Here is a 23,641-nt window from a genome sequence, read left to right on the forward strand (position 1 = left end):
CCCCTCGGTGGCGGTTCCGGGGGGCGGGATCCGCCGAGCCGTGGATCCGGCACGACCCGGGCCGGGCGGGGCCACACTTCAGGGCGTGCGGATCAGCAGGCTGACCGGGAAGTCGCGCAGCAGGCGCAGCACGTAGGCCGTGCCACCGTCGTGCCGCCGGCCGGTGAGGACGTCCGCCCAGCGGCCCTCGGGCAGGGTCACGGTGGTGTCGCGCCACCCGCCCCCGCGGCGCAGCCCGAGCACGAGGCGGGGGACCACGGTCACCACCGACTCGGAGCGGCTGAACGCGACCACGTGCTCCGCCGCGGACCCCGACGCCCACAGCGGCCGGTACGTCCCCTCCTCCCCGAACCACTCGGGGTGCTCCCGGCGGATGCGCAGCGAGCGCGCCACCACCAGCAGCTTCGCCGCCCCGGAGTCGTCGATCACGGGCGGGCGCCGCGGCGCCGCGAGCTCGGAGCCCGGTTCGACGCCCAGCTCGGTGAGCATCTTCGTCCGCTCGCCGAAGTTGACCGGACGGCGGTTGTCCGGGTCCACCAACGAGTGGTCCCACAGCTCCTGGCCCTGGTAGACGTCCGGGACGCCGGGCATCGTGAGCTGGAGCAGCTTCTGCGCCAGGCTGTTCTGCCGGCCGAGCTCGACCAGGGTGGAGACGTAGGTGTCCAGCGCGGCGACGAACTCCTCGTCCTCGAGGGCGGCCTCGACGTAGTTCGTCAGCGCGGCCTCGTACGACGGGTCGGTGTCCGTCCACGTCGTGAACAGCTTGGCCTCCCGCACCGCCTTGACCATGTACTGGGTGACCCGGTCGGCCGAGATCGGCCAGGCGCCGACGAGCGTCTGTACCAGCAGGTACATCGTCACCGGATCGGGCCAGCCGGCCTCCGGGTCGGCGTGCCGCTCGCCGAGGCGGGCCAGCCGCCGCACGATGTCGGCCCAGCCCCGGGGGTCCTCCGAGAGCACGGCGAGCCGGGCGCGGACGTCCTCGGACCGCTTGGTGTCGTGCGTGGAGAGCGTGGTCATCGTCAGCGGCCACGTCCGCTGCGTGGTGATGTTCGCCTCGTGGAACTCGTTGACGGCGCTGCGCGGATGCCCCGTCGGGTAGGCCGGGAGATCCCCGGGCGCCCCACCCACCTCGTTGAGCGCGACCATCGGGACGTACCGGTAGAAGGCGGTGTCCTCGATCCCCTTGGCCATCACCGGGCCGCAGGTCTGCTGGAAGCGCACCACGAACTCGCTCGGCCCGCCGAGCGCGAGGTCCTCGATGAGGTCGATCTCGCTGGCCCGGCCGGGCAGCGCCACCCGCGCCTGCTCGCAGGCCCGCACGATGTGGCCGCGCGCCTCCAGGCTGGGCGTGCCGTCGGGGCGGATGTAGGCGCGGTAGACCTCGAAGGCGGCGAGCACCTCACGCAACGCCTCGCGCAGGCCGGCCCGGGTGAGATCGGCGCGGTCGCGGCGGGCCTCGGCGAGGGCGAGCCCGGTGAGCCGGTCGACCTCCGGCCGCAGGACGCTCGTGAGCACGTCCATCTTGGCCTCGCGCGCCACCGGCGCGAAGTCCGGTGAGCGCCCCGTGATCTCCGTGTACAGCGTGGACATCGCGCGCGCGGACACCGGATCGAGGAAGAGCCTGGTGAGCCGGTTGAGCGTCTCGTACCCGGTGGTCCCGTCGCAGGCCCAGCCCTCGGGCAGCGCCTCGTCCCGCTCGACGATCTTCTCGACGACCGTCCAGACCCCGCCGGTGGCCTCGGCGAGCTGGCGCAGGTAGTCCTCGGGGTCGGCCAGGCCGTCGGGGTGGTCGATCCGCAGGCCCTCCAGGTTGCCCGAGCGCACCTGCTCGATCAGCAGCCGGTGGGTGGCGGCGAAGACGTCCGGCTCCTCCTGGCGCAGGCCGGCCAGCGAGGGGATGTCGAAGAAGCGCCGGTAGTTCAGCTCCGTCCCGCCGACCCGCCACCAGCACAGGCGGTAGTACTGGGCGTCCAGGGTGGCGGCGACGTCGGAGGGGTCGGCGGTGCCGGCGGCGACCGGCAGCACGTGGTCGTAGTAGACGACGATCCACTCGCCGTCCTCGTCCTGCTCGACGGCGATCTCGTCGGCGGCGAGGCTGTCCGCCAGCGACTGGCCGAGCAGCGGCAGCAGGACCCGGCCGGGGTTGTCGGGGGAGTCCCAGTCGATGTCGAACCACGAGGCGTAGGGGGAGTCCGGGCCCTCGCGCAGCACCGACCACCACGCCGTGTTCGTGGTGCCGGGCGTGAGCACCGCCATGTGGTTGGGCACGACGTCCGCGATGATGCCGAGCCCCGCGCGGCGCGCGGCGGCGACCAGCCGGCGCAGCCCGCCGAGCCCGCCCAGCTCGGGGCTGATCTGGCTGTGGTCGACCACGTCGTAGCCGTGGGTCGACCCCGGCGCGGCCTCCAGGACCGGTGACAGGTACAGGTGCGAGACTCCGAGCCCGGCGAGATAAGGAATGATCACCGCGGCGTCGGTGAACGAGAACTCCATGTGCAGTTGCAGCCGGTAGGTACCGGTCGGGACGACGCGGCCCTCGCCCTCCCCGCGCTGGTTCTCCCGCGCTCCGGCGCCCTCGCGGCGGCGGTCGGACGCGGAGTGCCGATCGGCGGGCCCGTGCCGGTCGGGTCCGCCGGGCCGGTCAGTTGACACGGCAGAGCACAAGCGTGGCGCGGGCGTCCACCTCGAGCGGGTCCTCGGCCTTGACCACCCGGTCGACGTCGACCGGATCGAGATCGGTGCCACCGAGCACCGCCGAGATCTCGGCGGTGGACGAGCGCGTGTCCACGATGATCTCCCAGGTGGTGCCGAAGTCGACCGGTGGAACCCGGAACTGGATCGGCTCGTGGTGGGCGTTGAAGAACAGCAGGAAGGAGTCGTCGATGATCGCCTCGCCGAGCGCGTTGGGATCCGGGATGCCGTGCCCGTTCAGGAAACAGCCGAGCGAGCGCGCCGTTCCGGACTCCCAGTCGGTGTCGGACATCTCGCTACCGTCGGGTCGAAGCCAGACTATGTCCTTGGCGGCCAGGTCGACGGCGGCCGCGCCGTCGGGTCGCCCGCCGACGCCGTCCTCACCACCCGCCGAGCCGCGGATCGACTCGCCCTGGAAGAACCGCCGCCGCCGGAAGACCGGATGGGTCCGCCGGAGATGCGAGAGCTGGGCGGTGAAATCGATGAGACCGGCGTTGCGCTCGGCGTCGGACCAGTCCAGCCAGGAGATCGGGCTGTCCTGACAGTAGGCGTTGTTGTTCCCCTGTTGGCTTCGGCCCATCTCGTCGCCGGCTACCAGCATGGGCACCCCCTGCGAGAGCAGCAGGGTGGTGAGCAGGTTGCGGGTCTGCGCGTCACGCAGCCGGTTGACCGAGACGTCGTCGGTCGGGCCCTCCACGCCGCAGTTCCAGGACCGGTTGTCGTCGGAGCCGTCCCGGTTCTCCTCGCCGTTGGCCTCGTTGTGCTTGTCGTTGTAGGAGACCAGGTCGTGCAGGGTGAAGCCGTCGTGGGCGGTGACGAAGTTGATCGAGGCCCAGGGGCGCCGGCCGCTGTCCTCGTAGAGGTCGGACGAGCCGGTGAGCCGGGAGGCGAACTCGGCGATGCCGTGGTCCTGCCCGCGCCAGAAGTCGCGGACGGTGTCGCGGTACTTCCCGTTCCACTCCGTCCACAGCGGGGGGAAGTTGCCCACCTGGTAGCCGCCCTCACCCAGGTCCCACGGCTCGGCTATCAGCTTGACCTGGGAGACGACCGGGTCCTGCTGGACGAGGTCGAAGAACGACGACAGCCGGTCGACGTCGTAGAACTCCCGGGCCAGGGTCGCCGCCAGGTCGAAGCGGAAGCCGTCCACGTGCATCTCGGTGACCCAGTAGCGCAGCGAGTCCATGATCAGCTGAAGCACGTGTGGATGGCGGACCCGCATGCTGTTGCCGGTGCCGGTGTAGTCCATGTAGTACTGCGGGTCGTCGTCGACCAGCCGGTAGTAGGCCGCGTTGTCGATGCCTCGGAAGCACAGCATGGGGCCCATGTGGTTGCCCTCGGCGGTGTGGTTGTAGACCACGTCGAGGATCACCTCGATGCCCGCCTCGTGCAGGTTGCGGACCATCCCCTTGAACTCCTGCACCTGCCGGCCGTCGCCGCCCGCGGAGGAGTAGCCGTTGTGCGGCGCCAGGAAGGCGATGGAGTTGTAGCCCCAGTAGTTGCGCAGCCCACGACTGACCAGGTGCTCGTCGTGGACGAACTGGTGCACTGGTAGAAGCTCGATCGCCGTCACGCCGAGACGGCGGTAGTGCTCGATCATCACCGGGTGGGCCACGCCCGCGTAGGTGCCGCGGTACTCCTCGGGCAGGCCCTCGTGCCGCATGGTCAGGCCGCGCACGTGCGCCTCGTAGATCACGGTCTCGTTGTAGGGGCGGCGCGGCGGCCGGTCACCGTTCCAGTCGAAGAACGGGCTGATCACCACGGACTTCATCATGTGCGGCGCGGAGTCGGTCGTGTTCACGCTGTCGGGATCGCCGAAGTTGTAGCCGAAGACGGCCTGGTTCCAGTCGACCTCGCCGTCCACCGCCTTGGCGTACGGGTCGAGCAGCAGTTTGTTGGGGTTGCACCGGTGGCCACGCGCGGGATCATGGGGACCGTGGACCCGGTATCCGTACCGCTGGCCCGGCAGGACCGTCGGCAGGTAGGCGTGCCACACGAACGCGTCGCGCTCCCGCAGCTCGATCCTCCGCTCGGCGCCCACGGCGTCGAACAGACAGAGCTCGACACGCTCGGCGACCTCCGAGAAGATCGCGAAGTTCGTCCCCGATCCGTCAAAGGTGGCACCGAGGGGATAAGGGCTGCCAGGCCAGACCTGCGACATACGCACGAAGCCTACGGCTCACTCCCCGTCGGTGACTTGGGGGCGCGCGAACCCCGACCGGTTCGCCCACTGCCGCCATTGAGGTTTCGTTGATCGCAAGATAATTGATCTTATTAAGGTGATGGTCATGGCGGACGAGGTCGTGTGGATCGTCGTCGCCGGCGCGCTCCTCGTCGGCGAGCTGCTCACGCTCGACCTGGTCCTGGTCATGTTCGCGCTCGCGGCGCTGGTGGGGGCGGGACTCGCCGTCCTGGGGGCCGATCTGATCGTGCAGCTCGTGGGGTTCGCGGTCGCCGCGGCCGGGCTCACGTTCGGCCTGCGGCCCGTCGCCCGCCGCCACCTCACCAGCGGCCCCGTGCTGCGCACCGGGACCGACGCCCTGGTCGGAGTGCCGGCCGTCGTCCTGGAGCGGGTCGACGGTTCGACCGGCCGGGTCCGGCTCGCCGGTGAGGTCTGGTCCGCGCGGTCGTACCCGGCGACGGACGAGTTCGAGGTCGGGGCCACCGTGCGGGTGCTGCGCGTCGACGGTGCCCACGTGATCGTGCACGCGGACGCCGTGCGCCGGGAGCTGGATTAGAGCGCGGCGACACTGCGCGCCGGGAGCTTGAGGAGTGAACATGGGCGGAGTCATCGCCGCCGCGGTCGCGGCACTGGTGGTCCTGATCTTCCTGGCGCGGACCGTGCGGATCGTGCCGCAGGCCCGGGCGATGGTGGTCGAGCGCCTCGGGCGCTACCACCGCACGCTGACGCCGGGCCTGGCGATCGTGCTGCCGATCGTCGACCGGATCCGGGAGCGCATCGACCTGCGGGAACAGGTGGTCAGCTTCCCGCCCCAGCCGGTCATCACCGAGGACAACCTCGTCGTCGGGATCGACACCGTCATCTACTTCCAGGTCACCGACCCGCGCGCGGCCACCTACGAGATCGCCGACTTCATCCGCGCCATCGAGCAGCTCACCGTGACCACGCTGCGCAACGTGATCGGCGGGATGAACCTCGAGGGCACGCTCACCTCGCGCGACCAGATCAACGGGCAGCTGCGCGGGGTGCTCGACGACGCGACCGGCCGGTGGGGCATCCGGGTCAACCGGGTGGAGCTCAAGGCCATCGACCCGCCCCGCTCCATCCAGGACTCGATGGAGAAGCAGATGCGGGCCGAGCGCGACCGGCGGGCCGCGATCCTGACCGCCGAGGGTGTCAAGGCGAGCGAGATCCTGCGGGCCGAGGGCGAGAAGCAGGCCGCGATCCTGCGGGCGGAAGGCCACCGGGAGGCCCAGATCCTCACCGCCGAGGGCGAGGCGAAGGCCATCGGCACCGTCTTCGGCGCCATCCACGAGGGCGACGCGGACCAGAAGCTCCTCGCCTACCAGTACCTGCAGATGCTCCCGCGGCTGGCAGAGGGCCAGGCCAGCAAGCTGTGGATCGTCCCCAGCGAGCTCACCGCCGCCCTCGGCGGCCTGGCCGGGCCGGGCGGCCTGTTCGACGTCGGTGGCCGGGCAGCCGGCCCGTCTGGTCCGGCTGGTCCGTCCGGCCCGGTCGAACCAGCCGGCCCGGCGGGACCAGTCAGCACGGCGGGACCAGTCAGCACGGCAGGACCAGTCAGCACGGCAGGACCAGCGGGGTCACACAGCCGGGATCCGGGGCACGTGGCCGGTCCGGGGCCTGCCCGCGACTGACGGGGCGGGACGGGCGGACCGGGCCCGGTGCGGACCCGACCATCGCCCGTGGCCGGCCGGGACGTTGGGTCCGCGCGGCCCGCGGACCAGCCCTTCCGCCGGGGTGGGGGTCACCACATGTGGCACCAGGGGAGGGGGTGGGTCTAGTCCTCGAACGCCGGTCATGGCACGATCGACTGGTATTCGAGGGGTCCGGCGTGACGAGACGCAGGGGAAGGCGTTCCTCGTCGACGGAGGTCCCGCGTGGTGGCAATGTCCTCGACAGCTCGTGAGCTGTCTTCCGGCTCGTCGTCCTTCGCCGTGCCGGGCAAGTTGGCGGTGCTCGCATGTCCGCCGGCACTGTGCCCGCACCTGGAGTTCGCCGTGTCCGGTGCCCTGTCCGCCCCGGTCTCCCTGACCTGGACGGCGCAGCCGGGCCGGCCCGGTTTCCTGTATGCCGGTCTGGAATGGCGGGCGAGCCCGGGAACCGCCGGGCGGCTCGCCGCCGTCCTGCGCCGGCTGGGTCATGTCACGTTCGAGGCCGTCGAGGGGCCCTCGCCCGGCTGCGACGCGGAGCGCTACTCCTTCACTCCCGATCTCGGCCTGCACCGGGCCGCGATCGCCGCCAACGGGGACGTCGTCGTCGGCGAGGGGGCGCTGCTGGCGCTGATGGAGCGCGGCGAGGCGCGGGAGACCCTCTCGCGGGGCCTGCACCGGCTGCTGGGAACCGCCTGGGACGACGTCCTCGAGCCGCTGCGCCGTGGGGCGCACGGAGCTCCGGTCACCTGGCTGCGTCGTACCGGGTGACGTCCGCCGACGACATTCCGTGCCCGGGGAGATTGCCCCGTTAGAAGCCCGTGTGTGTCCTTGTGAGCCCGCGCTCACCTCCCTGTGGCCAAGCCCACATCGTGTTCGCGTGGGCCTGACGGGCACATACCCCCGGGGTCGTGCGTTGTGGGTTGCGCACGACGAGCGCACAACCTTTCTGGGAGTACTTCAGTGGCCACCGATTACGACACCCCCCGCACAGCCGATATCGAGGAAACCTCGGAGCAGAGCCTCGAGGCGCTCAAGGCCCGGCGGGCGGACGCGGCGGCCGACCTCGGTGACGATGTCGATCCGTTCGAGACCGAGCTCGGCCTGCCCGGCGCCGACCTGTCCGGAGAGGAGCTGACCGTCCGCGTCCTGCCTCGGCAGGCAGATGAGTTCACCTGCACCAGTTGCTACCTTGTCCACCACCGCAGCCAGCTCTACGACGCCCGGCGGATGGTGTGCCGGGACTGCGCCGCCTGACAGCGGCTTCACACCGACAGCGGCACCGCCGCGGGAGCCCGCGGCAGCGCCGCGGCGGGTGACCCGGCGGGGCGGCGTCAGCCCCCTCCCCGGGCGGCCAGGCCCTCCACCCGCACGCCCGCCCCGACCATCCGGGCGATCGCGCGTTCGCGATCACCCTCCGCCAGCTCGACGAACCGGGTCAGCTCCAGCGGGAGCGTCACCTCCAGACCCAGCGCACGGGCGTCGAGCGCCGTCTCCAGCACGCAGTAGTCACCAGCCAGGCCCACCACCACGACCGTGCGGACGGAGCCGGCGGCAAGCCGCTCGCCGAGCACGGTCGCCGACCGCTCGCCCGAACGTGGGTCACGGACGGAGAAGCCCGAGTACCCGTCGTGGCCGTCCACGCCCTTGCGGATCACCTCACCGGCCACCGTCAGGTCGGGGCACAGGCGCGCCCCGGGCGTGCCTCGCACGCAGTGCGGCGGCCAGATCCCGCCCTCGGTGACGAAGTGCGGCGTGGACGGCGGATGCCAGTCCTGGGTGTAGAAGACCGGGGAGCCCGCGCTCGTCGCTGCCGCGATCTCCCGGTTCACCCCGGCGACGATGTCCTCGCCACCGGCGACGTAGAGGCTGCCCCCGGGCACGGCGAAGTCGTTCTGCAGGTCGAGGACGACCAGCGCCACGCCGGGCCCGTACCGCGTTGCCATCGCGTCACCTCGATCCCGATCCGGCGGCGCCTCGCCCGGGCCCCGGACGCCCCTCGCCCGCGCCGCTCGGCAGACCGCCCCGCGCCCCGCCCGCGGGTTCCGCCCCGCCTGTGGGTGGAGGGCGGCGTGTCGCCGGGAATGCCCGCGCCTGTCCCACTGTAAGTTGCGGGCGTGCGCAGTCGCGACTACGGACACGACGTCCTGGCCCAGCCCGAACGCCGGGCGCCCAGGAAGCCCCGGACGGTCGAGATCGAGCCGGACCTGGTGGTCGAGGACGCCGACTCGGGCTACTGCGGGGCGGTCGTCGGCGTGGAGGCCGGCGGCGTGATGCTCGAGGACCGCCGCGGGCGCCGTCGGGTCTTCCCCCTCGGCGAGGGCGCCTTCCTCCTCGACGGCGAGCGGGTGACCCTGGCCCGCCCCCGTCCGGCCGCGCCCGCCCGGCCCAGCCGTACCGCCTCGGGATCGATCGCCGTCCCCGGCCTGCCGGCGCGGGTGGCCCGCGCCAGCCGCATCTACGTCGAGGGCCTGCATGACGCCGCGCTGGTCGAGCGGGTGTGGGGCGACGACCTGCGGATCGAGGGCGTCGTCGTCGAGCCGCTGGACGGCGTGGACGACCTGCCGTCGATCGTCGCGAGCTTCCAGCCGGCGGCCGGGCGCCGGCTGGGTGTCCTCGTCGACCATCTCGTGGCGGGGTCGAAGGAGAGCCGCATCGCCGCGTCGGTCGCGGGCGCGCACGTGCTCGTCACCGGGCACCCCTACATCGACATCTGGCAGGCGGTGAAGCCCTCCTCGGTCGGGATCGAAGCCTGGCCGCGGGTGCCGCGCGGGCAGCAGTGGAAGGAAGGCGTCTGCCGGGCGCTGGGGGTCGCCGAGCCGGCCGACATGTGGCGCCGGGTGCTGGGCGCCGTCGACTCGTACGCCGACCTGGAACCGGGCCTGCTCGGGGCCGTCGAGCGGCTGATCGACTTCGTCACCGAGCAACCCTGACGAGATCGTGCCGGCCGCCGCTGGCCGAGACCGCTGGATGCCTCGGCCAGGACCACGCCGCGCCCCGGTCGAGGCCGGTCCCGATGAGTCGGCGAGGCGGTCGGTCGCGTACGGTCGGTTCGGACTTTCCGGTCTTCCGGCCCAGCTCTGCCGATCTCGCTCCAGTCAACACCGGACGCTGGACGGGCCGTGTCCAGGAGGGGGCGGACAGAATCGGGGGCTGACATGCCCGGGTACACGCCAAGGAGAGTTTCGCCCTACGTGCTGCTCGGCGTGGCATCCCTGGTCGCCATCGCTGTCGCGCTGGCCGGGATGGCCTTCTGGCCCGGGTCGTCGGATCCACCCCGGTCGCCCCAGGCGGCATCCACGGCGGTGCCCCTGCGTGATCCCCATGCGCTGACCGGGCGGACGATCGTGCTCGACCCGGGCCACAACGGCGGGAACGGTGCCGCGGGATCGGCCATCAACCGTCTCGTCGACGCCGGCGGGTTCCAGAAGGAATGCGACACCGCCGGCGCGGAGACCGACGCCGGATATCCGGAGCACGCATTCACCTTCGACGTGGCGACCCGGGCCGCGGGCCTGCTGCGCTCGCGCGGGGCGACGGTGATACTCACCCGCAATGACGACACGGGCGTCGGTCCCTGCGTCGACGAGCGGGCCCGGATCGGAAATGCGGCCGGCGCGGAGGCTGTGGTCTCCATTCACGCCGACGGCGGGCCGCCCGAAGGCAGCGGATTTCACGTCATCGCGCCTGCGGCCAGTCCGGACGGTGGAAACGGGGGCATTCTCACCGCCTCGGCGCGGCTGGCGGATCTGCTGCGCGGCTCCTTCGGCGCGGCGACCGGCCAGCGTCGGGCGGACTATCTGGGAGATGACGGGATCACGGTCCGCTCGGATCTGGGCGGGCTCAATCTCTCCCGTGTTCCCAAGGTTTTCCTCGAGTGCGGAAACATGCACAACCCGGGCGACGCCGGGCGGATCAGCGACGCCGCCTGGCGGCAGCGGGCGGCCGAGGGCATCGTCGACGGCCTCGCGGCCTTCCTGGTCAGCGCCCCGTCTGGCGGCCCGTCCGGCGCCCCGACCGGCGTGGCCGGGCCGGCCACGGGCTAGCCGGCCCCGAGGGTCGGCGGGCTGGCCGGCTTCGGGCTGTCGCGGTGGGCGCGCCGATGGTCCGGGCTGTGCGCCTCGGCCGCGTGTCGCAAGTGAATCATGATGTTCGCCTGGTGCACGCAGGGGCCCGGGAAACCAGAAAGGCCATCCCCTGAGGGATGGCCGTTTGCGCTGATAGCGCGGGTGGTGGGCGATACTGGGATTGAACCAGTGACCTCTACCGTGTCAAGGTAGCGCTCTCCCACTGAGCTAATCGCCCGGAACCTGATCAGAGGCGGAGGCGGGAATCGAACCCGCGTACAGGGCTTTGCAGGCCCTTGCCTAAACCACTCGGCCACTCCGCCGTGAAAGGCCGTGATGGCTTTACTTCTGACCACACCGCTTCCGAGCGGACGACGGGATTCGAACCCGCGACCCTCACCTTGGCAAGGTGATGCTCTACCACTGAGCCACGTCCGCATGCTCCGCTGCTGCTTCTGCTACGAGGAGGAATTTACCACGAGCAGGTGGGGCGCCGATCTGGCTGGCGTCCCGCTTGGCGGTGCAGGTAGCACTCTAGCGGACGATCGGGGCGGTCGTCGAATGTGGGTGCCACCGTGCCGGGATGTCGCCCGGATGTCGCCCTGGTGTCGATGAGATGTTGCGTTGGAGCACGATCTTGGTGTCACCGGTGTGTCGCCCGGCCGCGCGGGCCCGGCGTGCGGTGGGCGGGGGCCGGGCTCGCCGTGGGTAAGGGTCAGGACCAGGGCGGGCGGCAGCCCCGGAACTCGGGCGGGCGAAGGTCTGGGACCTGGGAGGGAGAGCGGGGCCGGGGCGGGAGAGCGGGGCGGGAGCCGTCCGGCCGGGGACTGGCCGGACGGACCGCGGGGCCGGGCGTGGGGGCGGACCTGGTGAGGGACGGCGCACAACGGGGGTAGGCAGAACAGGGGTGGTGGGACGGAGGCGCGTACACAGGGGCACAGGGCAAAACCTCCGCCGTCTCCGGGCGCCACGCGCACGGTGACCTGGGCGTGGGGTACGGCGACCACGGCGATACGGTGATCAGGATGACTGGGGCGAATGGGGGCACAACGCGCGGGGGCTCGACGGACAGGAGTGGCACAAAGGTGCGTCTACGAGCGACCGGCGGGCCCGTCGCGGCGCGGGTTCGCGGCCGGGAGTCCTATCTGCTGGCGGGCGGCAGGCTCGCCACCGGGGTCGTGGAAGTGCACGACGACCTCCGGGTGCTCGACCGCGGTGGCTTCTGGGGAGTCGTCGTCGACTTCGAGGGTCGTACCCGCTGCGTCCGGTTCAGGCACGTGCGCCCGGCGCCTGACGTCACGGCGCTCGCGGCCGGGCCGTGGCGCGGCCCCGCCCGGACGGACTGGGCGACGAGCATGGACGCCGCGGCCTACATCGCCGGCGTCCACGCGATCCGGTCCGAGATCGCCGCCGGCGAGGTCTACCAGGTGAACCTGTGCCGGCTGCTGTCCGCGCCCACCGTCCCCGGCCCCGCCGGCACGGACCTCGCCGCGCTGGCGACCGTCCTGGCCGCGGGCAACCCAGCCCCCTACTCGGTGGTGCTCGACGCCCCCGAGGCCGGCGTACGCATCGTCGGGGCCTCACCGGAGCTGTTCCTGTCGCGGGAGGGTGACCTCGTACGGTCCGGCCCGATCAAGGGCACCGGGCGCACGGTCGCCGACCTGCGGGACAAGGACGTCGCGGAGAACGTCATGATCGTCGACCTCGTTCGCAACGACCTGGGACGGGTCGCCCGGCCCGGCAGCGTCACGGTGCCCGCGCTGTGCGCGGTGGAACGGCATCCCGGCCTGGTTCACCTCGTGTCGACCGTGCAGGCCACGCTGGCGCCGGGTGTGGGGTGGGCCGAGCTGCTGGCCGCGACCTGCCCACCCGGCTCGGTGTCGGGAGCGCCCAAGTCGAGCGCGCTGCGGATCATCCGGGAGCTGGAGCCGGTGGCGCGCGGCCACTACTGCGGCGGCATCGGCTGGGTGGACGCCGACAGCGGACGCGGCTGGCTGTCGGTGGGAATCCGCACGTTCTGGCTCGCCGACGAGCGGATCTGGTTCGGGACAGGCGCCGGCATCACCTGGGGCAGCGACCCGGAGGCGGAATGGCGCGAGACCGAGCTGAAGGCGCACCGGCTGCTCGCCCTGGCCTCGTCACCAGGGCGGGACGGCCGGACCGGTCCCTCCATGCCGCCACGCGAGGCGGCCCGGACCCGGCGGATCGCGGCGGCCCGCTGACCGCGGACAGCAAAACGCCTGGTGGGGAAGTTCTCCCCACCAGGCGAATGATCGTGCGCCTGATCTGTGCCGGAAGTGCCCGCACCGGTTTGCCGGGGTCGGACACGGTGCCGACCCCGGTGAGATCACCGCTCGGGGCCGCCCCAGATCAGTAGGGCGAGTTCGGCATCCAGGTCGATGACGTCGCTCTCCCCGCCGAGCGGTACAGCGGAGTACGTGCGGCGGAGGAAGGCCAGCACCTCCGCGCGCGGCATCTCGAACAGAGCGTGACCGGATGGACTGGACAACGACAGGCAGACGATCCGCCCGCCCGACTGCGCGGCGGGCCAGACCTGGACATCGCCGTCGCCGGCTGGCCGGCGCACGCCGTCGCTCAGCAGCTGCCGGGCGAATGTCCATTCGACGACCTCGTCGGCGCCGGTACGGAAGCCGATGCTGACCGCATAAGGGTCAGCAGGCTCGTATCGGACGGTGGCGGCGACCGGAACCGGGGCGCCGCCGGGAACGACGAGCCGAAGGGCGAGTTCTGCGGTGATCGAATCGTGACGAATAGTCATCGGGCGGCCTCTCATGGTGCGTGGTGCGGGCGAGCACCCGTGTAACGAGATAGTTCCCTCTCTGAGTCCCGTTGGAAACAAGGTTATGCCAAGACAACATCCGTTACGGCGATTCGGGCGAGTTGCCCTACCCAGGAAGCCCGACCGAAGTCCTCCGAGAAGACCCGGCCGGCGCGGTATGCGCGGCCGTCGGCCTTACGTGGCCGGACGATCGCTGTCCGCGTTCGACTGAGGGTTCCCCCGAGCACAATGGCCGTTCTGCCGAGGCCGTGCCACTCACAGCCTTCCCTGTCCGGACCCGTCTCAACCACGGCGAGTCCCGGTCAACCCGGCGCTGTCCGGCCATCGGCCGGAGGGTTGACATGCCCGCATCCGTCCGGCGGCCACCCCCCGTCCGACACTCGGTCCCGTCCGTGTAAGCTGAGTCCAACCTCAGCGAGGACGCAACACATCCCAGCCGAGGGGCGGTTCCGGAAGGCCGTCCAGGCCTCGGAACACCCATACGGGTGCACCCGACCAGGCGTCCAACCAGGCCAAGTCGGGCGTATAGCTCAGTGGTAGAGCGCTGCCTTCACACGGCAGAGGTCCGTGGTTCGAAACCACGTACGCCCACGCGATCGGGCGCGGTCTGGTCGATCCCCCTTTGGGGGATCTTCCTGGGCTCCCGCGCGATGTCTTTCGGGGGGCCCAGCCCCCCGAACCCCCCAGGTGATGTGTCTGGGGGGTTCTTTGTTGTTTGGGGTGGCACTTTGGTGGGGGTTGCTCTCTGTGTGGCTGGTGGGTGGCGGGGGTCTGGTGGGTGGCGGGGGTTAAGTGCCGCTGCGAGGCTGGTGGGTGGAGGGCGTGGGGTGTCAGTGAGGCTGGTGGGTGGAGGGCGTGGGGTGGGGTGTGCGGGGGTGGGCGGTCATCTGTAGGGGCTGGGGGCGCAGGGTTACGCGGGGGATGGGGGTTACCGGGCGGCCTGGGGTGGGGGTCAGGGTTCGGATGGAGCTGATCGCGGCCAGGGCCAGTGCTCCTTCCATCTCGGCGAAGGTGTTGCCGATGCACTGGCGGGTTCCGCCGCCGAAGGGGAAGTAGGCGTACTTCGGGCGGGTGGGGTCGGGGGTCAGCCAGCGCTGGGGGCGGAACTCCTCGGGGGCGGGCCACCAGGTGGGGTCCCGGTGGATCACCCACTGGCTCAGCAGGACGTTCGTGTCCGCGGGCAGGTGGTACCCGGCGAGGGTGACGTCCCTCGTCGTGCGGCGCAGGAGGATCCACGCGGGTGGGTACAGGCGCAGGGTCTCGCTGAACACGGCCCGGGTGTAGGGCAGCTCGGCCAGGTCCGCGGTGGTCGGTTTCCGGCCGTTGAGGACGTCGTCGAGTTCGGTGTGCATCCGGTCGCGGGCCTGCGGGTTGGTGGCGAGCAGGTGGTAGGCCCAGGTCATCGCGTTCGCGGTGGTCTCGTGACCGGCCAGCAGGATGGTCAGCGCCTCGTCGCGGATCGAGGTGTCGTCCAGGGGGGCGCCGGTGTCGGCGTCGCGGGTGGCCAGCAGGGTGGACAGCAGGTCGGAGCCGGCGGCGTCGAGTGATCTGCGCTGCTCGATCATCTCCATGACCACGGCGGTGAGGTCGTCCCGCGAGTCGCGCGCCGCTCGCAGCGGGCCGATCGGCAGGTGCTGCTGCAGGCGCATGGCTCCCGGGAGAACGGCCAGCTGGGACAGCCGCATGTTCGCGGCGACGGCGCGGCGCACCCGCCGGACCACCTCGCTGTCGACGTCGACGCCGAACACGGTGCGGGCGACGACCGCGAGGGTCAGCTCGCTCATGTCGGTGTGGACCTCGCGGCGGGAGCCGTCCGCCCAGCCCAGCGCGGTGGCGCGGGACAGCTCGGAGATCGCGGTGCCGTAGCCGGCGATCCGCTCGCGGTGGAACATCGGCTGGATCAGCCGGCGGCGGGTCCGGTGGAGGTCTCCGCCGCTGGTGAGCAGGCCCGAACCGAGCAGCAGGGACAGCGGCTGGATTCCCTCGCCCGGCGGCATGGTGCGCCGGCGCAGGCCCTTCGCGTAGGCACGCTGCTCGCCCACCAGGACCTGCTCGACCGCGTCGGGGCCGCACACGAGGTGGAAGCCGCCGCGCCCGACCGGCACCCGGACGATCGGGCCGTAACTGGTGCGCAGCCGGGTGAACAGGCGGAGCGGGTCGGCGAGCAGCTCGCGCAGGAACGCCGGGGTGGCCCGGCCCGGCCCCGGTGCCTGCGCCCCGGTGTGCCCCGCGGTGGGGAGGCGGTCGATCGACATGTGCGGCTCCAGGAGGCGCTCCGGGGACAGCGGCCCCGTACCGCGCCCTCGGGATTCATCCTGGACCCCGGGTCGGGTGGCCGACCGTCTCGCCGGCCGCGGGCGGGCCTGTACTGGCCGCCCGTGCGCGGTCCGCGGGTGGGTACCGTGGTGTCTCGGACGGGTACCGGCGGGCCGGCTGGTGATCGGCGGCGGCGGGACGGGGCTCGCGGGGCGCGGGAGGCGGCAGCGTGGTGAGGGTGGCGCAGGTCGGAGGGCGGTGCTGGCGGGAGCCGATCCCGTCGGCGGCGGGGCCGGGCAGGTGAGCGCGACCGCGGCGCCGGACGGCACGCCCGTCGACGAGCAGGCTGGTGTCGGCCACCCGGACGCCTTCCAACGTCTCTACACGCCGCATCGCATGGCGTACATCAAGGGGGCGGGGCGGTCCCCCGACGACGAGTGCCCCTTCTGCGCCATCGTGGCGATGACGGACGAGGACGGCCTTGTGGTCGCCCGGGGAAAGTCCGTATACGCCGTACTTAATTTGTATCCATACAACGCGGGTCATTTGATGGTGGTGCCGTACCGCCATGTCGCCGACTATGCCGAGATGGACTACGACGAGACGGTGGAGATGTCGTTGTTCGTCCAGCACGCGTTGCGCGCGTTGCGGATGGCCAGTGGCGCGCATGGCTTCAACACCGGTATGAACCTCGGTTCGGTGGCCGGCGCCGGAATCGCAGCCCATGTGCACCAGCATGTTGTTCCGCGCTGGGGCGGTGACACGAACTTCATGCCCGTCGTCGGCGCGACCCGGGTGTTGCCGGCGCTGCTCGGCCAGACGCGGGAGCTGCTTGCGCAGGCGTGGCGGCGCACCGGGCAGACGGCCTGACCCACCCGCGCGGGGTGGGCCGGCGGCCGTCCGCGGTGACCCGCTGTCACCCGGGAGGGTCGGGCCCGGCGCCGTCCGGCACAGCCGCGCCCGCGCGGGTCATGCCGGCGCGGGGCGGCCGTGCGGGGTCACGACTTCTCGGTGAACCTGGCCGTCAGATGGTCGGGAACCGGCTCGTAACCGAGGGGGCGGCGGCTGAAGACGCCCGTCCCGTGGCTCACGGAGCGTAGGTCGACGGCGTAGCGGGTCATCTCGGCCGCGGGGATCTCCGCGTGGATGGCGGTGCGCGCCGGGACCTCCGGGCCGCCGTTGCCGACCGGCGCCATCCCCACGACCCGGCCGCGCCGCGCGGAGACGTCGCTCATCACCGCGCCGACGTGCTCGTCGGGCACGGTGACGTGCACCTCCAGGACGGGTTCGAGCAGCACCACGCCGGCCGCGCGCGCGGCCTCCCGCAGCGCCAGGCCGCCGGCCGCCTGGAAGGCCATGTCGGACGAGTCGACACTGTGCGCCTTCCCGTCGACCAGGCGCACCCGCAGGTCGACGGCGGGGAACCCGGCATCCAACCCCCGCTCCAGCTGGGCCCGCACTCCCTTCTCCACCGAGGGAATGAACTGGCGGGGGACCGCGCCGCCGACGACCTCGTCCACGAACTCGAAGCCGCTGCCGGCGGGCAGCGGCTCGACCTTGAGGCGGCAGATCGCGTACTGCCCGTGGCCGCCCGACTGCTTCACCAGCCGCCCGACGCCCTCGGCCGGCCCGCGCAGCGTCTCCCGCATGGGAACCCGCAGCGGGATCTTCTCGAGGGTGACGCCGAACCGCTCCCGCAGGCGGTCCAGGACGACGTCGCAGTGGGCCTCGCCCATGGACCACAGGACGAGCTGGCCGGTCTCGGCGTCCTGCGTGACGGTCAGGGTGGGGTCCTCGGCGCAGACGCGGCCCAGCGCCGCGGACAGCTTGCTCTCGTCGGAGCGGGCCGGGGCGCGCACGGCTACGGGCAGCAGCGGCTCCGGCATCGTCCAGGCGGGCAGGTGGCGCGGGTCCGCCGGGTCGGAGAGGGTGTCCCCGGTCTCGGCGGTGGACAGCCGGGTGATGACGCAGATCCCGCCGGCGGCGCACTCGTCGACCGAGTGCAGCGCGATGCCGACGGCCTGCGAGAGCGCCCCGACCCGTTCGTCGTCGTCGTGGTCGGGATGTCCGGCGGCCGCTCGTCCGTGGCCTGAGACGTGTACGGCCGCGTCGGGGCGCAGGATGCCGGAGAAGACCCGGACGAGGGACATCCGGCCGATGTACGGGTCGGTGGTGGTGCGGACGATCTCGGCGACCAGGGGCCCGGCCGGGTCGCCGACCGCCGGTGGGCACGGTGAACCGTCCGGGCGGGTGAGGCTGGGCAGCGGGTGCTCGCGCGGGGACGGGAAGGCGTGTGCGAACAGGTCGAGCAGCTCCACGGTGCCCAGGCCGGGCGGCACGCCACGAGCTCCGGCCGCGGCGCGTGACGGTACCGCGAGCGGCAGGACTGGGTAGAACGACCCGCGCGCCACCGCGGTCTCCAGGTCGTCGAGCAGCATCTTGGGGTCGAGCTCCTCGCCGCCGAGGTACCGCTCGAGCAGGCTCTCGTCCTCGCTCTCGGCGATGATCCCCTCGACCAGGGCACCGCGCGCCGCCCCCGCGGCGCCGGTCAGCTCGGCCGGGGGCTCCTGCTCGCGGCGGGTCCCGGCCGAGTACTCGATCACCCGTCCGGTGAGCAGGGCGACGAGCCGGGACGGCTCCGCGCCGCCGGGTTCGGGCAGGTAGACGGGCAGGACTCCGGCGCCGAAAGTCTCCTGGCAGGCGAGCAGGGTCGCGTCGAAGTCGGCCCGGGGATGGTCCAGCCGGGTGATGGCGATCGCGCGGGGCATGCCGACCGCCGCGCACTCCTCCCAGAGCATCCTGGTCGACCCGTCGATGTCCTCGAGGGCGCTGATGACGAACAGGGCGGCGTCCGCCGCGCGCAGGCCCGCTCGCAGCTCCCCGACGAAGTCCGGGTATCCGGGGGTGTCCAGCAGGTTCACGGCCAGGCCACGGTGGCACAGCGAGGCCAGGACGAGCGAGATGCTCCGCTGGGCCGGTTCTCCGCCGGGGGATGCGCCCGCGCCGCCCCCGGCGGCACCCACCCCGGGCGCGCCCCCGTCGGCCCCGGCGCGGGCCTGGCCGCCGGCGCCTCTGCCGTTGGCGTTGGCGCGGCCGTTGCCACCCTTCCTGCCGCTGCCGCTGCCGTTGCCGTTGCCGGCGGCTGGCATGGTGGCGGCGGGCTGCCCGTCGAGGAACTCGGCCACCTGGAGGAGATGCCGCAGCAGGGTCGTCTTGCCGGCACCGGTGTGCCCGACGAGGACCACGTTGCGCACATCACGCGGAGTTGCTGACATTCCGGCCTCCCAACAGGGTGCGGCGGAGCCGGTGCGCCGGCGCGACTCCGCCGGCGCGGATCCGCCTGGCTCGCGGTGCCCGCGGCCGGCCGAGGGGCCGTACCCCGCGGGCGTGCTGTGTTCTGCGTGGCAGGTCTTGCGTGGCAGGTCCTGCGCGCCGTGTCTGTCGTGTGTCCGCCGCGGGCACTGGTACGTACCCCGAAGAGTCCTCCGATGTGACGTGGGGAACAACCCCAGCCCCGATCGTGATCGGATATGAGCGGATCGTGACGGCGGTACTGTGAGACCGCCCCAACCCGGGCGGTACGCCAGAGACGACGGGACGGACATGCTCGCAAGCAAGGCGCGACCCCAGATCCAGAAGGTGCTCGATCCGTTGAGCCAGTGGGCCGCGCGCTCGTCGGTGTCACCCGACATGGTGACGGTGATCGGCACGATCGGGGTGGCCGGCGGGGCCCTCGGCTTCTTCACCCGCGGAGTGTTCTTCGTCGGAACGCTCGTCATCACCCTGTTCGTCTTCTCGGACCTGATGGACGGGGTGATCGCCCGGGCCCGCGGCATCTCCTCCAAGTGGGGCGCGTTCCTGGACTCGACCTCCGACCGGGTCGGCGACGGCGCGATCTTCGGGTCACTGGTGATCTGGTACGCGGGCGACGGCGACTCGCTGCCGCTGGCGGGCGCCGCCCTGCTCTGCCTGGTCGCCGGCTCCGTGACCTCGTATGTCAAGGCCCGCGCCGAGGGCCTGGGGTTCAGCTGTGACGTCGGGTTCGCCGAGCGCGGCGAGCGTCTGCTGATCCTGCTCGTGGCCGCCGGCCTGTACGGCCTGGGCGTGCCCTATTTGCTGCCCGCGGCGCTGTGGTTCCTGGTCGGGGCTACCCTGCTCACCGTGAGCCAGCGGGTGGTGCACGTGCACCGCCAGTTCGTCCGGTCCGGGCGGCCCACGCTCGCCCCGCCGGCCGGCTCGCCGGCACCCGACCCGGCTGTCGAGCAGCCCGGCTCGCCGGGCGGCGACCCGTCCGGTGCCGCGTCGGTCATGAGCGCGGGCGGCGGCATGGACGGCGCGCCCACCCCGGCCGGGGTGGGCGGCGCGCAGCAGCCGGCGGTGCCGGCACAGCAGCCGCAGCAGCCGCAGCAGGCCGTGCTGGCACAGCAGCCGCCGCCGCCGGTGCCCGCGGTGCCGCGGATCGCTCCGGGCCACTGACCGCGCGAATCGGAACCGACCGTCGATGACGTCCGCGGGGCGGGTGACGCTGCTCGGCTACGTGCTGGGGTGGCGTCTCGTCCGGCTGCTGCCCGAGCGCGTCGCCGCCTGGTGTTTCGCCCGCGCCGCGGATCTCGCCCACCGCCGTGGCGGGCGCGGGACGGCGCGGCTGCGCGCCAACCTGGCCCGGGTCGTGCCGCCGGGCACCGACCTCGACGCGCTGACCCGGTCCGCGCTGCGCTCCTACGCGCGGTACTGGATGGAGGTCTTCCGTCTCCAGGACATGCCGACCCGCCGGCTGATCGGCGCCATGCGGGTGCTCGACGAGGACCGGCTGCGCCGCGCGCACGCGACCGGCCGGGGCGTCATCCTGGCCCTGCCGCACATGGGGAACTGGGAGCAGGCCGGGGCGTGGCTGGTGGCCACCGGCATCCCGTTCACGACGGTGGCCGAGCGGCTGCGCCCCGAGGAGCTCTTCGAGCGGTTCGTCCGGTTCCGCACCGCGCTCGGCATGGAGGTCATCCCGCTGACCGGCGGCACGCAACCGCCGTCGGACCTGCTGGCCGAGCGGCTGCGCGCCGGCGGCGCCCTGTGCCTGCTGGCGGACCGCGACCTCAGCTCCGCCGGGGTTGCCGTCACCTTCTTCGGGGCGACGGCGACCATGCCGCCGGGGCCGGCCGCGCTCGCGCTGCGCACCGGGGCGGTCCTGCTGCCGGTCACGCTGTGGTTCGACGACGACGGCTGGAGCGCGCGGATCCATCCCGAGGTCGAGCACACCGACATCCCGGCCATGACCCAGCGGCTCGCGGACGAGTTCGCCTCCGGCATCGCCGCCCATCCGTCCGACTGGCACATGCTCCAGCGGATCTGGCCCGACCGGTCATGAGGAGCAGCCGGCGGTGAGAATCGGACTCGCCTGCCCCTACACCTGGGACGTGCCCGGGGGCGTCCAGGCGCACGTGCGTGACCTCGCCGAGACGCTGCTCGACGCCGGGCACGAGGTCTCGGTGATCACCCCGGTGGACGACGAGTCCACGCTGCCGGCGTACGCCGTGGACGCCGGCCGCGCGGTGCCGGTGCCCTACAACGGCTCGGTGGCCCGGCTGCTCATGGGGCCGGTCTCGGCCGCCCGGGTGCGTCGGTGGCTGCGCGAGCACGACTTCGACGTGCTGCACGCGCACGAGCCGACCGCGCCCAGTGTCAGCCTGCTGGCCTGCATGCTCGCGGACGGCCCGCTGGTGGCGACCTTCCACACCGCCAACCCCAGGTCAAGGATCCTCACCGCGGGGCACCGCGCGCTGCGGCCGTCGCTGGAGAAGCTGCGGGCACGGATCGCCGTGTCCGAGGCGGCACGGCGCACGCTCGTGGAGCACCTCGGCACCGGCGCGATCCTCATCCCGAACGGAGTGGCCGTGCGGGCCTTCGAGGGCGCCCGCCCACTGCCCGGCTACGGCACCGCGCCGACGGTGGCGTTCCTCGGCCGGATCGACGAGCCGCGCAAGGGCCTGGACGTGCTGATGGCCGCGTTCCCGAGGCTCGTCGAGAAGGTGCCGGACGTCCGCCTGCTGGTCGCGGGCCCCGGCGACACCGAGGCGGTGCGCTCCCGCATCGACCCCGCGCTGCTCGGACGGGTCGACCTGGTAGGGCTCGTCCCGGAGGCCGACAAGGCCGCGGTGTTCGCCTCCGGCAGCGTGTACTGTGCCCCGAACACGGGGCAGGAGAGCTTCGGGATCGTGCTGCTCGAGGCGATGGCGGCCGGGACGCCGGTCGTCGCGAGCGACATCGACGCGTTCCGGCGGGTGCTCGACAACGGGCGGGCCGGGCGGTTGTTCGGGGTGGGGGAGCCGGCGGAGCTGGCGGCGAACCTGGCCGAGCTGATCGAGGACCCGGCCGAGCGAGCCCGGCTGGCCGAGCGCGGCCGCGCCGTCGTCGCCCGGTACGACTGGCGGGTGATCGCCCAGAGCATCGTCGGCGTGTACGAGATGGTCTCCGGTGACCGCCCGGTGTCGGTCGCCGCCCCCGAGGAGAGCTGAGCCGGCCGGCCGGTATCCCGCGGCGGCCGGATCGCGGCGCCGGCCGGTGTCCTGTGCCCGGCGATATCCCGCGCCGGCCGATATCACCGACCGGCCGTGACCTGTCCACCGGGGTTGACTACGCTGCGCGAGATGACAGTCGTGGTGGTCGTGGTGGTGGCCGTAGTGGTGATCGCCACCTACCTGACCTGGCTGGCGAGTCGGCTCGACCGGCTGGCCGGCCGGGTCGACGCGGCGCGCGCCGGCCTCGTGGTCCAGCTCATGGCCCGGGCCGACGCGGCGCACGAGCTCGCCCGCCGCCGTGACCTCGCCGAACTCGCCGACATGGCCGAGCGTGCCCGGGCCGGCCATGTCGCCCTGCTCGCCGGCGCCGGTCTGGGCACCACCGCGGAGGACGCGGAGAACGCGCTGAGCCGGGCGCTGCGCGCCCCGGCCGTCGTCGCCGTGGGGCAGCGCGCCCCGGAGGAGGTGCGCGCCGTCGACTCGGCGGCGGCCCGGGTGGCCCTGGCCCGCCAGTTCCACAACGACGCGGTCGGCGACGTCCGCTCGCTCGCCGGCCGGCGCCTGGTGCGGGTCCTGCACCTGTCGGGGCGCCGGCCGCTGCCCGCCTACTTCGAGATCGACGACGCGCTGCCCGCCCGGGAGGAGGACCCCCCGCCCCGTTCGGACGACCCGGCCGGGATCCCCGGAGCCTGAGCGCTCGCGTTGCGCGTCGTCCCCTGCTGGTCCGGCACGGCGCTCTGGTCGGGCTGCCCCGCGCCCGCGCCGGGCACCGGCCCGAGACACAGGACGAAGTCAGGCCCCGGCCCGGTCTGCGTGTAGCTCGCGGTCGTCTCCGTCCAGAGGTCGCACCGGGCGTCGGAGTCGCCGTCCAGCCTGGTCAGGACGACGTACTGGGCCTGCGGTGACGCGCAGTCGACGATCGAGATCCGCTGGCCGTCCCGGCGGACGCAGTCGCCGGAGCGGGCCCCCGCCTCACTCGGGTCGCTCGTCGCGATCGCCGCCACGACCAGCGCGAGCGCGAGGAGCGGGACCAACAGGCCGAGGGCCTCGGGCCGGCGGAACAGCGGGCGTCCCGGCCGCAGCGGCGGGGCGAGGGCGGGCCCCGGCGGGGGCAGCTTGCCGATCTTCGAGTGCTCGGTGAAGTTCAGCAGCAGGATCACCGGGGTGATGAACAGCGACGCGATGCCCCACCAGCCCTGCCAGAGCGTTCGCGCGTTCATGGCGCGCAGCGTCGCGGTGCCGCAGGTGCGGCAGAACGGTCCGTGCTCGGCGCGGAACCGCATGAAGATGATGAAGCCCTGGTGCCCGCGGATCGTCGCGGGCACGGCCGGGGCCGCACCGCAGATCCGGCACCGCGTCCCCCCGGGCCATCCGGCGGGCCCCGGCCGCGCCCACGGCTGGGGCCCGGCGGGCCCCGGCGCCGTGTACGGCCCGCCTGGCGGAGGCCCGGTCGGCGGCGGGGG

General features: G+C 72.8%; 19 protein-coding genes and 4 tRNA genes. 13 read left to right on the top strand and 10 right to left on the bottom strand.

What is annotated here, in order from left to right:
• Window positions 1-78 precede the first annotated feature (78 nt).
• Entirely contained in the window at window positions 79-2,655 is a 2,577-nt protein-coding gene (gene treY, locus E0504_RS24480) for a malto-oligosyltrehalose synthase (RefSeq protein WP_112107777.1), read from the bottom strand.
• The gene (glgX, locus tag E0504_RS24485; RefSeq protein WP_112107778.1) at window positions 2,645-4,852 is read right to left on the bottom strand and encodes a glycogen debranching protein GlgX; all 2,208 of its coding nucleotides are present in this window, start codon (window positions 4,850-4,852) and stop codon (window positions 2,645-2,647) included. The genes treY and glgX overlap by 11 nt, the downstream gene beginning before the upstream one ends.
• Window positions 4,853-4,979: 127 nt before the next feature.
• Here glgX and E0504_RS24490 point away from each other — a divergent pair, with 127 nt between their 5' ends.
• The 4 genes from E0504_RS24490 to E0504_RS24505 all read left to right on the top strand — a co-directional run bounded on the left by E0504_RS24490 (window position 4,980) and on the right by E0504_RS24505 (window position 7,800).
• Complete coding sequence (locus E0504_RS24490) at window positions 4,980-5,429, top strand: NfeD family protein (RefSeq protein ID WP_071061800.1); 450 nt, start codon at window positions 4,980-4,982, stop codon at window positions 5,427-5,429.
• Window positions 5,430-5,469: 40 nt separating this feature from the next.
• Window positions 5,470-6,528 (top strand): SPFH domain-containing protein, encoded by a 1,059-nt coding sequence (locus E0504_RS24495; protein ID WP_243657605.1) that lies wholly within the window; start codon window positions 5,470-5,472, stop codon window positions 6,526-6,528.
• A 252-nt stretch (window positions 6,529-6,780) separates the two neighbouring features.
• A complete protein-coding gene (locus E0504_RS24500) occupies window positions 6,781-7,314 on the top strand; it encodes a DUF3145 domain-containing protein (protein ID WP_041254795.1) in 534 nt (177 codons plus the stop codon).
• A gap of 192 nt (window positions 7,315-7,506) precedes the next feature.
• Window positions 7,507-7,800, top strand: a complete 294-nt coding sequence (locus E0504_RS24505) for a DUF4193 domain-containing protein (protein WP_018500123.1) — start codon at window positions 7,507-7,509, stop codon at window positions 7,798-7,800.
• Between the two features lie 77 nt (window positions 7,801-7,877).
• On the opposite strand, the gene E0504_RS24510 is transcribed toward E0504_RS24505, so the two are convergent.
• Entirely contained in the window at window positions 7,878-8,489 is a 612-nt protein-coding gene (locus E0504_RS24510) for an isochorismatase family protein (protein ID WP_071061687.1), read from the bottom strand.
• Window positions 8,490-8,660: 171 nt separating this feature from the next.
• On the opposite strand from E0504_RS24510, the gene E0504_RS24515 reads away from it, so the two are divergent.
• Together E0504_RS24515 and E0504_RS24520 are read left to right on the top strand one after the other, a co-directional pair.
• On the top strand, window positions 8,661-9,476 hold the full coding sequence (locus E0504_RS24515) for a DUF3097 domain-containing protein (protein ID WP_020462633.1): 816 nt from the start codon (window positions 8,661-8,663) through the stop codon (window positions 9,474-9,476).
• 225 nt (window positions 9,477-9,701) lie between these two features.
• A complete protein-coding gene (locus E0504_RS24520; protein WP_112107106.1) occupies window positions 9,702-10,589 on the top strand; it encodes an N-acetylmuramoyl-L-alanine amidase in 888 nt (295 codons plus the stop codon).
• A 184-nt stretch (window positions 10,590-10,773) separates the two neighbouring features.
• On the opposite strand, the gene E0504_RS24525 is transcribed toward E0504_RS24520, so the two are convergent.
• From E0504_RS24525 to E0504_RS24535, 3 genes are all read right to left on the bottom strand, one after another.
• Window positions 10,774-10,848 (bottom strand) — tRNA-Val (locus E0504_RS24525).
• A gap of 13 nt (window positions 10,849-10,861) precedes the next feature.
• Window positions 10,862-10,933 (bottom strand) — tRNA-Cys (locus E0504_RS24530).
• Between the two features lie 43 nt (window positions 10,934-10,976).
• Window positions 10,977-11,048, bottom strand: a tRNA-Gly gene (locus E0504_RS24535).
• Between the two features lie 647 nt (window positions 11,049-11,695).
• Between E0504_RS24535 and E0504_RS24540 the strand changes: the two genes are divergently transcribed.
• Window positions 11,696-12,832 carry a chorismate-binding protein gene (locus E0504_RS24540; RefSeq protein WP_198145367.1) on the top strand — a complete coding sequence of 379 codons (1,137 nt, stop codon included), beginning with the start codon at window positions 11,696-11,698 and terminating at the stop codon, window positions 12,830-12,832.
• 125 nt (window positions 12,833-12,957) lie between these two features.
• Here the strand turns inward: E0504_RS24540 and E0504_RS24545 are convergent, their stop codons facing one another.
• The gene (locus E0504_RS24545; protein ID WP_018500117.1) at window positions 12,958-13,389 is read right to left on the bottom strand and encodes an SsgA family sporulation/cell division regulator; all 432 of its coding nucleotides are present in this window, start codon (window positions 13,387-13,389) and stop codon (window positions 12,958-12,960) included.
• A gap of 540 nt (window positions 13,390-13,929) precedes the next feature.
• Here E0504_RS24545 and E0504_RS24550 point away from each other — a divergent pair.
• A tRNA-Val gene (locus E0504_RS24550) sits at window positions 13,930-14,001 on the top strand.
• Between the two features lie 239 nt (window positions 14,002-14,240).
• Here the strand turns inward: E0504_RS24550 and E0504_RS24555 are convergent.
• Window positions 14,241-15,665 carry a cytochrome P450 gene (locus E0504_RS24555; protein WP_131625931.1) on the bottom strand — a complete coding sequence of 475 codons (1,425 nt, stop codon included), beginning with the start codon at window positions 15,663-15,665 and terminating at the stop codon, window positions 14,241-14,243.
• Window positions 15,666-15,966: 301 nt separating this feature from the next.
• Here E0504_RS24555 and E0504_RS24560 point away from each other — a divergent pair, with 301 nt between their 5' ends.
• Window positions 15,967-16,536: an HIT domain-containing protein gene (locus tag E0504_RS24560; protein WP_112107092.1), complete on the top strand. Its 570-nt coding sequence runs from the start codon at window positions 15,967-15,969 to the stop codon at window positions 16,534-16,536.
• 128 nt (window positions 16,537-16,664) lie between these two features.
• Here E0504_RS24560 and E0504_RS24565 read toward each other — a convergent pair whose 3' ends face one another.
• Entirely contained in the window at window positions 16,665-18,941 is a 2,277-nt protein-coding gene (locus E0504_RS24565) for an elongation factor G-like protein EF-G2 (RefSeq protein ID WP_131625932.1), read from the bottom strand.
• 328 nt (window positions 18,942-19,269) lie between these two features.
• Between E0504_RS24565 and pgsA the strand changes: the two genes are divergently transcribed.
• The 4 genes from pgsA (at window position 19,270) to E0504_RS24585 (ending at window position 22,871) form a co-directional block, all read left to right on the top strand.
• Window positions 19,270-20,142, top strand: coding sequence for a phosphatidylinositol phosphate synthase (gene pgsA / locus E0504_RS24570; protein WP_131625933.1), 873 nt, complete (start codon window positions 19,270-19,272; stop codon window positions 20,140-20,142).
• 25 nt (window positions 20,143-20,167) lie between these two features.
• Window positions 20,168-21,028: a phosphatidylinositol mannoside acyltransferase gene (locus E0504_RS24575; protein ID WP_071061699.1), complete on the top strand. Its 861-nt coding sequence runs from the start codon at window positions 20,168-20,170 to the stop codon at window positions 21,026-21,028.
• A 13-nt stretch (window positions 21,029-21,041) separates the two neighbouring features.
• A complete protein-coding gene (locus E0504_RS24580) occupies window positions 21,042-22,175 on the top strand; it encodes a glycosyltransferase family 4 protein (RefSeq protein ID WP_071061701.1) in 1,134 nt (377 codons plus the stop codon).
• Between the two features lie 132 nt (window positions 22,176-22,307).
• Window positions 22,308-22,871 (top strand): hypothetical protein, encoded by a 564-nt coding sequence (locus E0504_RS24585; protein ID WP_112107089.1) that lies wholly within the window; start codon window positions 22,308-22,310, stop codon window positions 22,869-22,871.
• On the opposite strand, the gene E0504_RS24590 is transcribed toward E0504_RS24585, so the two are convergent.
• Window positions 22,784-23,503 (bottom strand): hypothetical protein, encoded by a 720-nt coding sequence (locus E0504_RS24590; protein ID WP_112107088.1) that lies wholly within the window; start codon window positions 23,501-23,503, stop codon window positions 22,784-22,786. The two genes, E0504_RS24585 and E0504_RS24590, sit on opposite strands and share 88 nt — an antisense overlap.
• Window positions 23,504-23,641 lie beyond the last annotated feature (138 nt).

It is taken from the genome of Parafrankia sp. BMG5.11 (genome assembly GCF_004337455.1).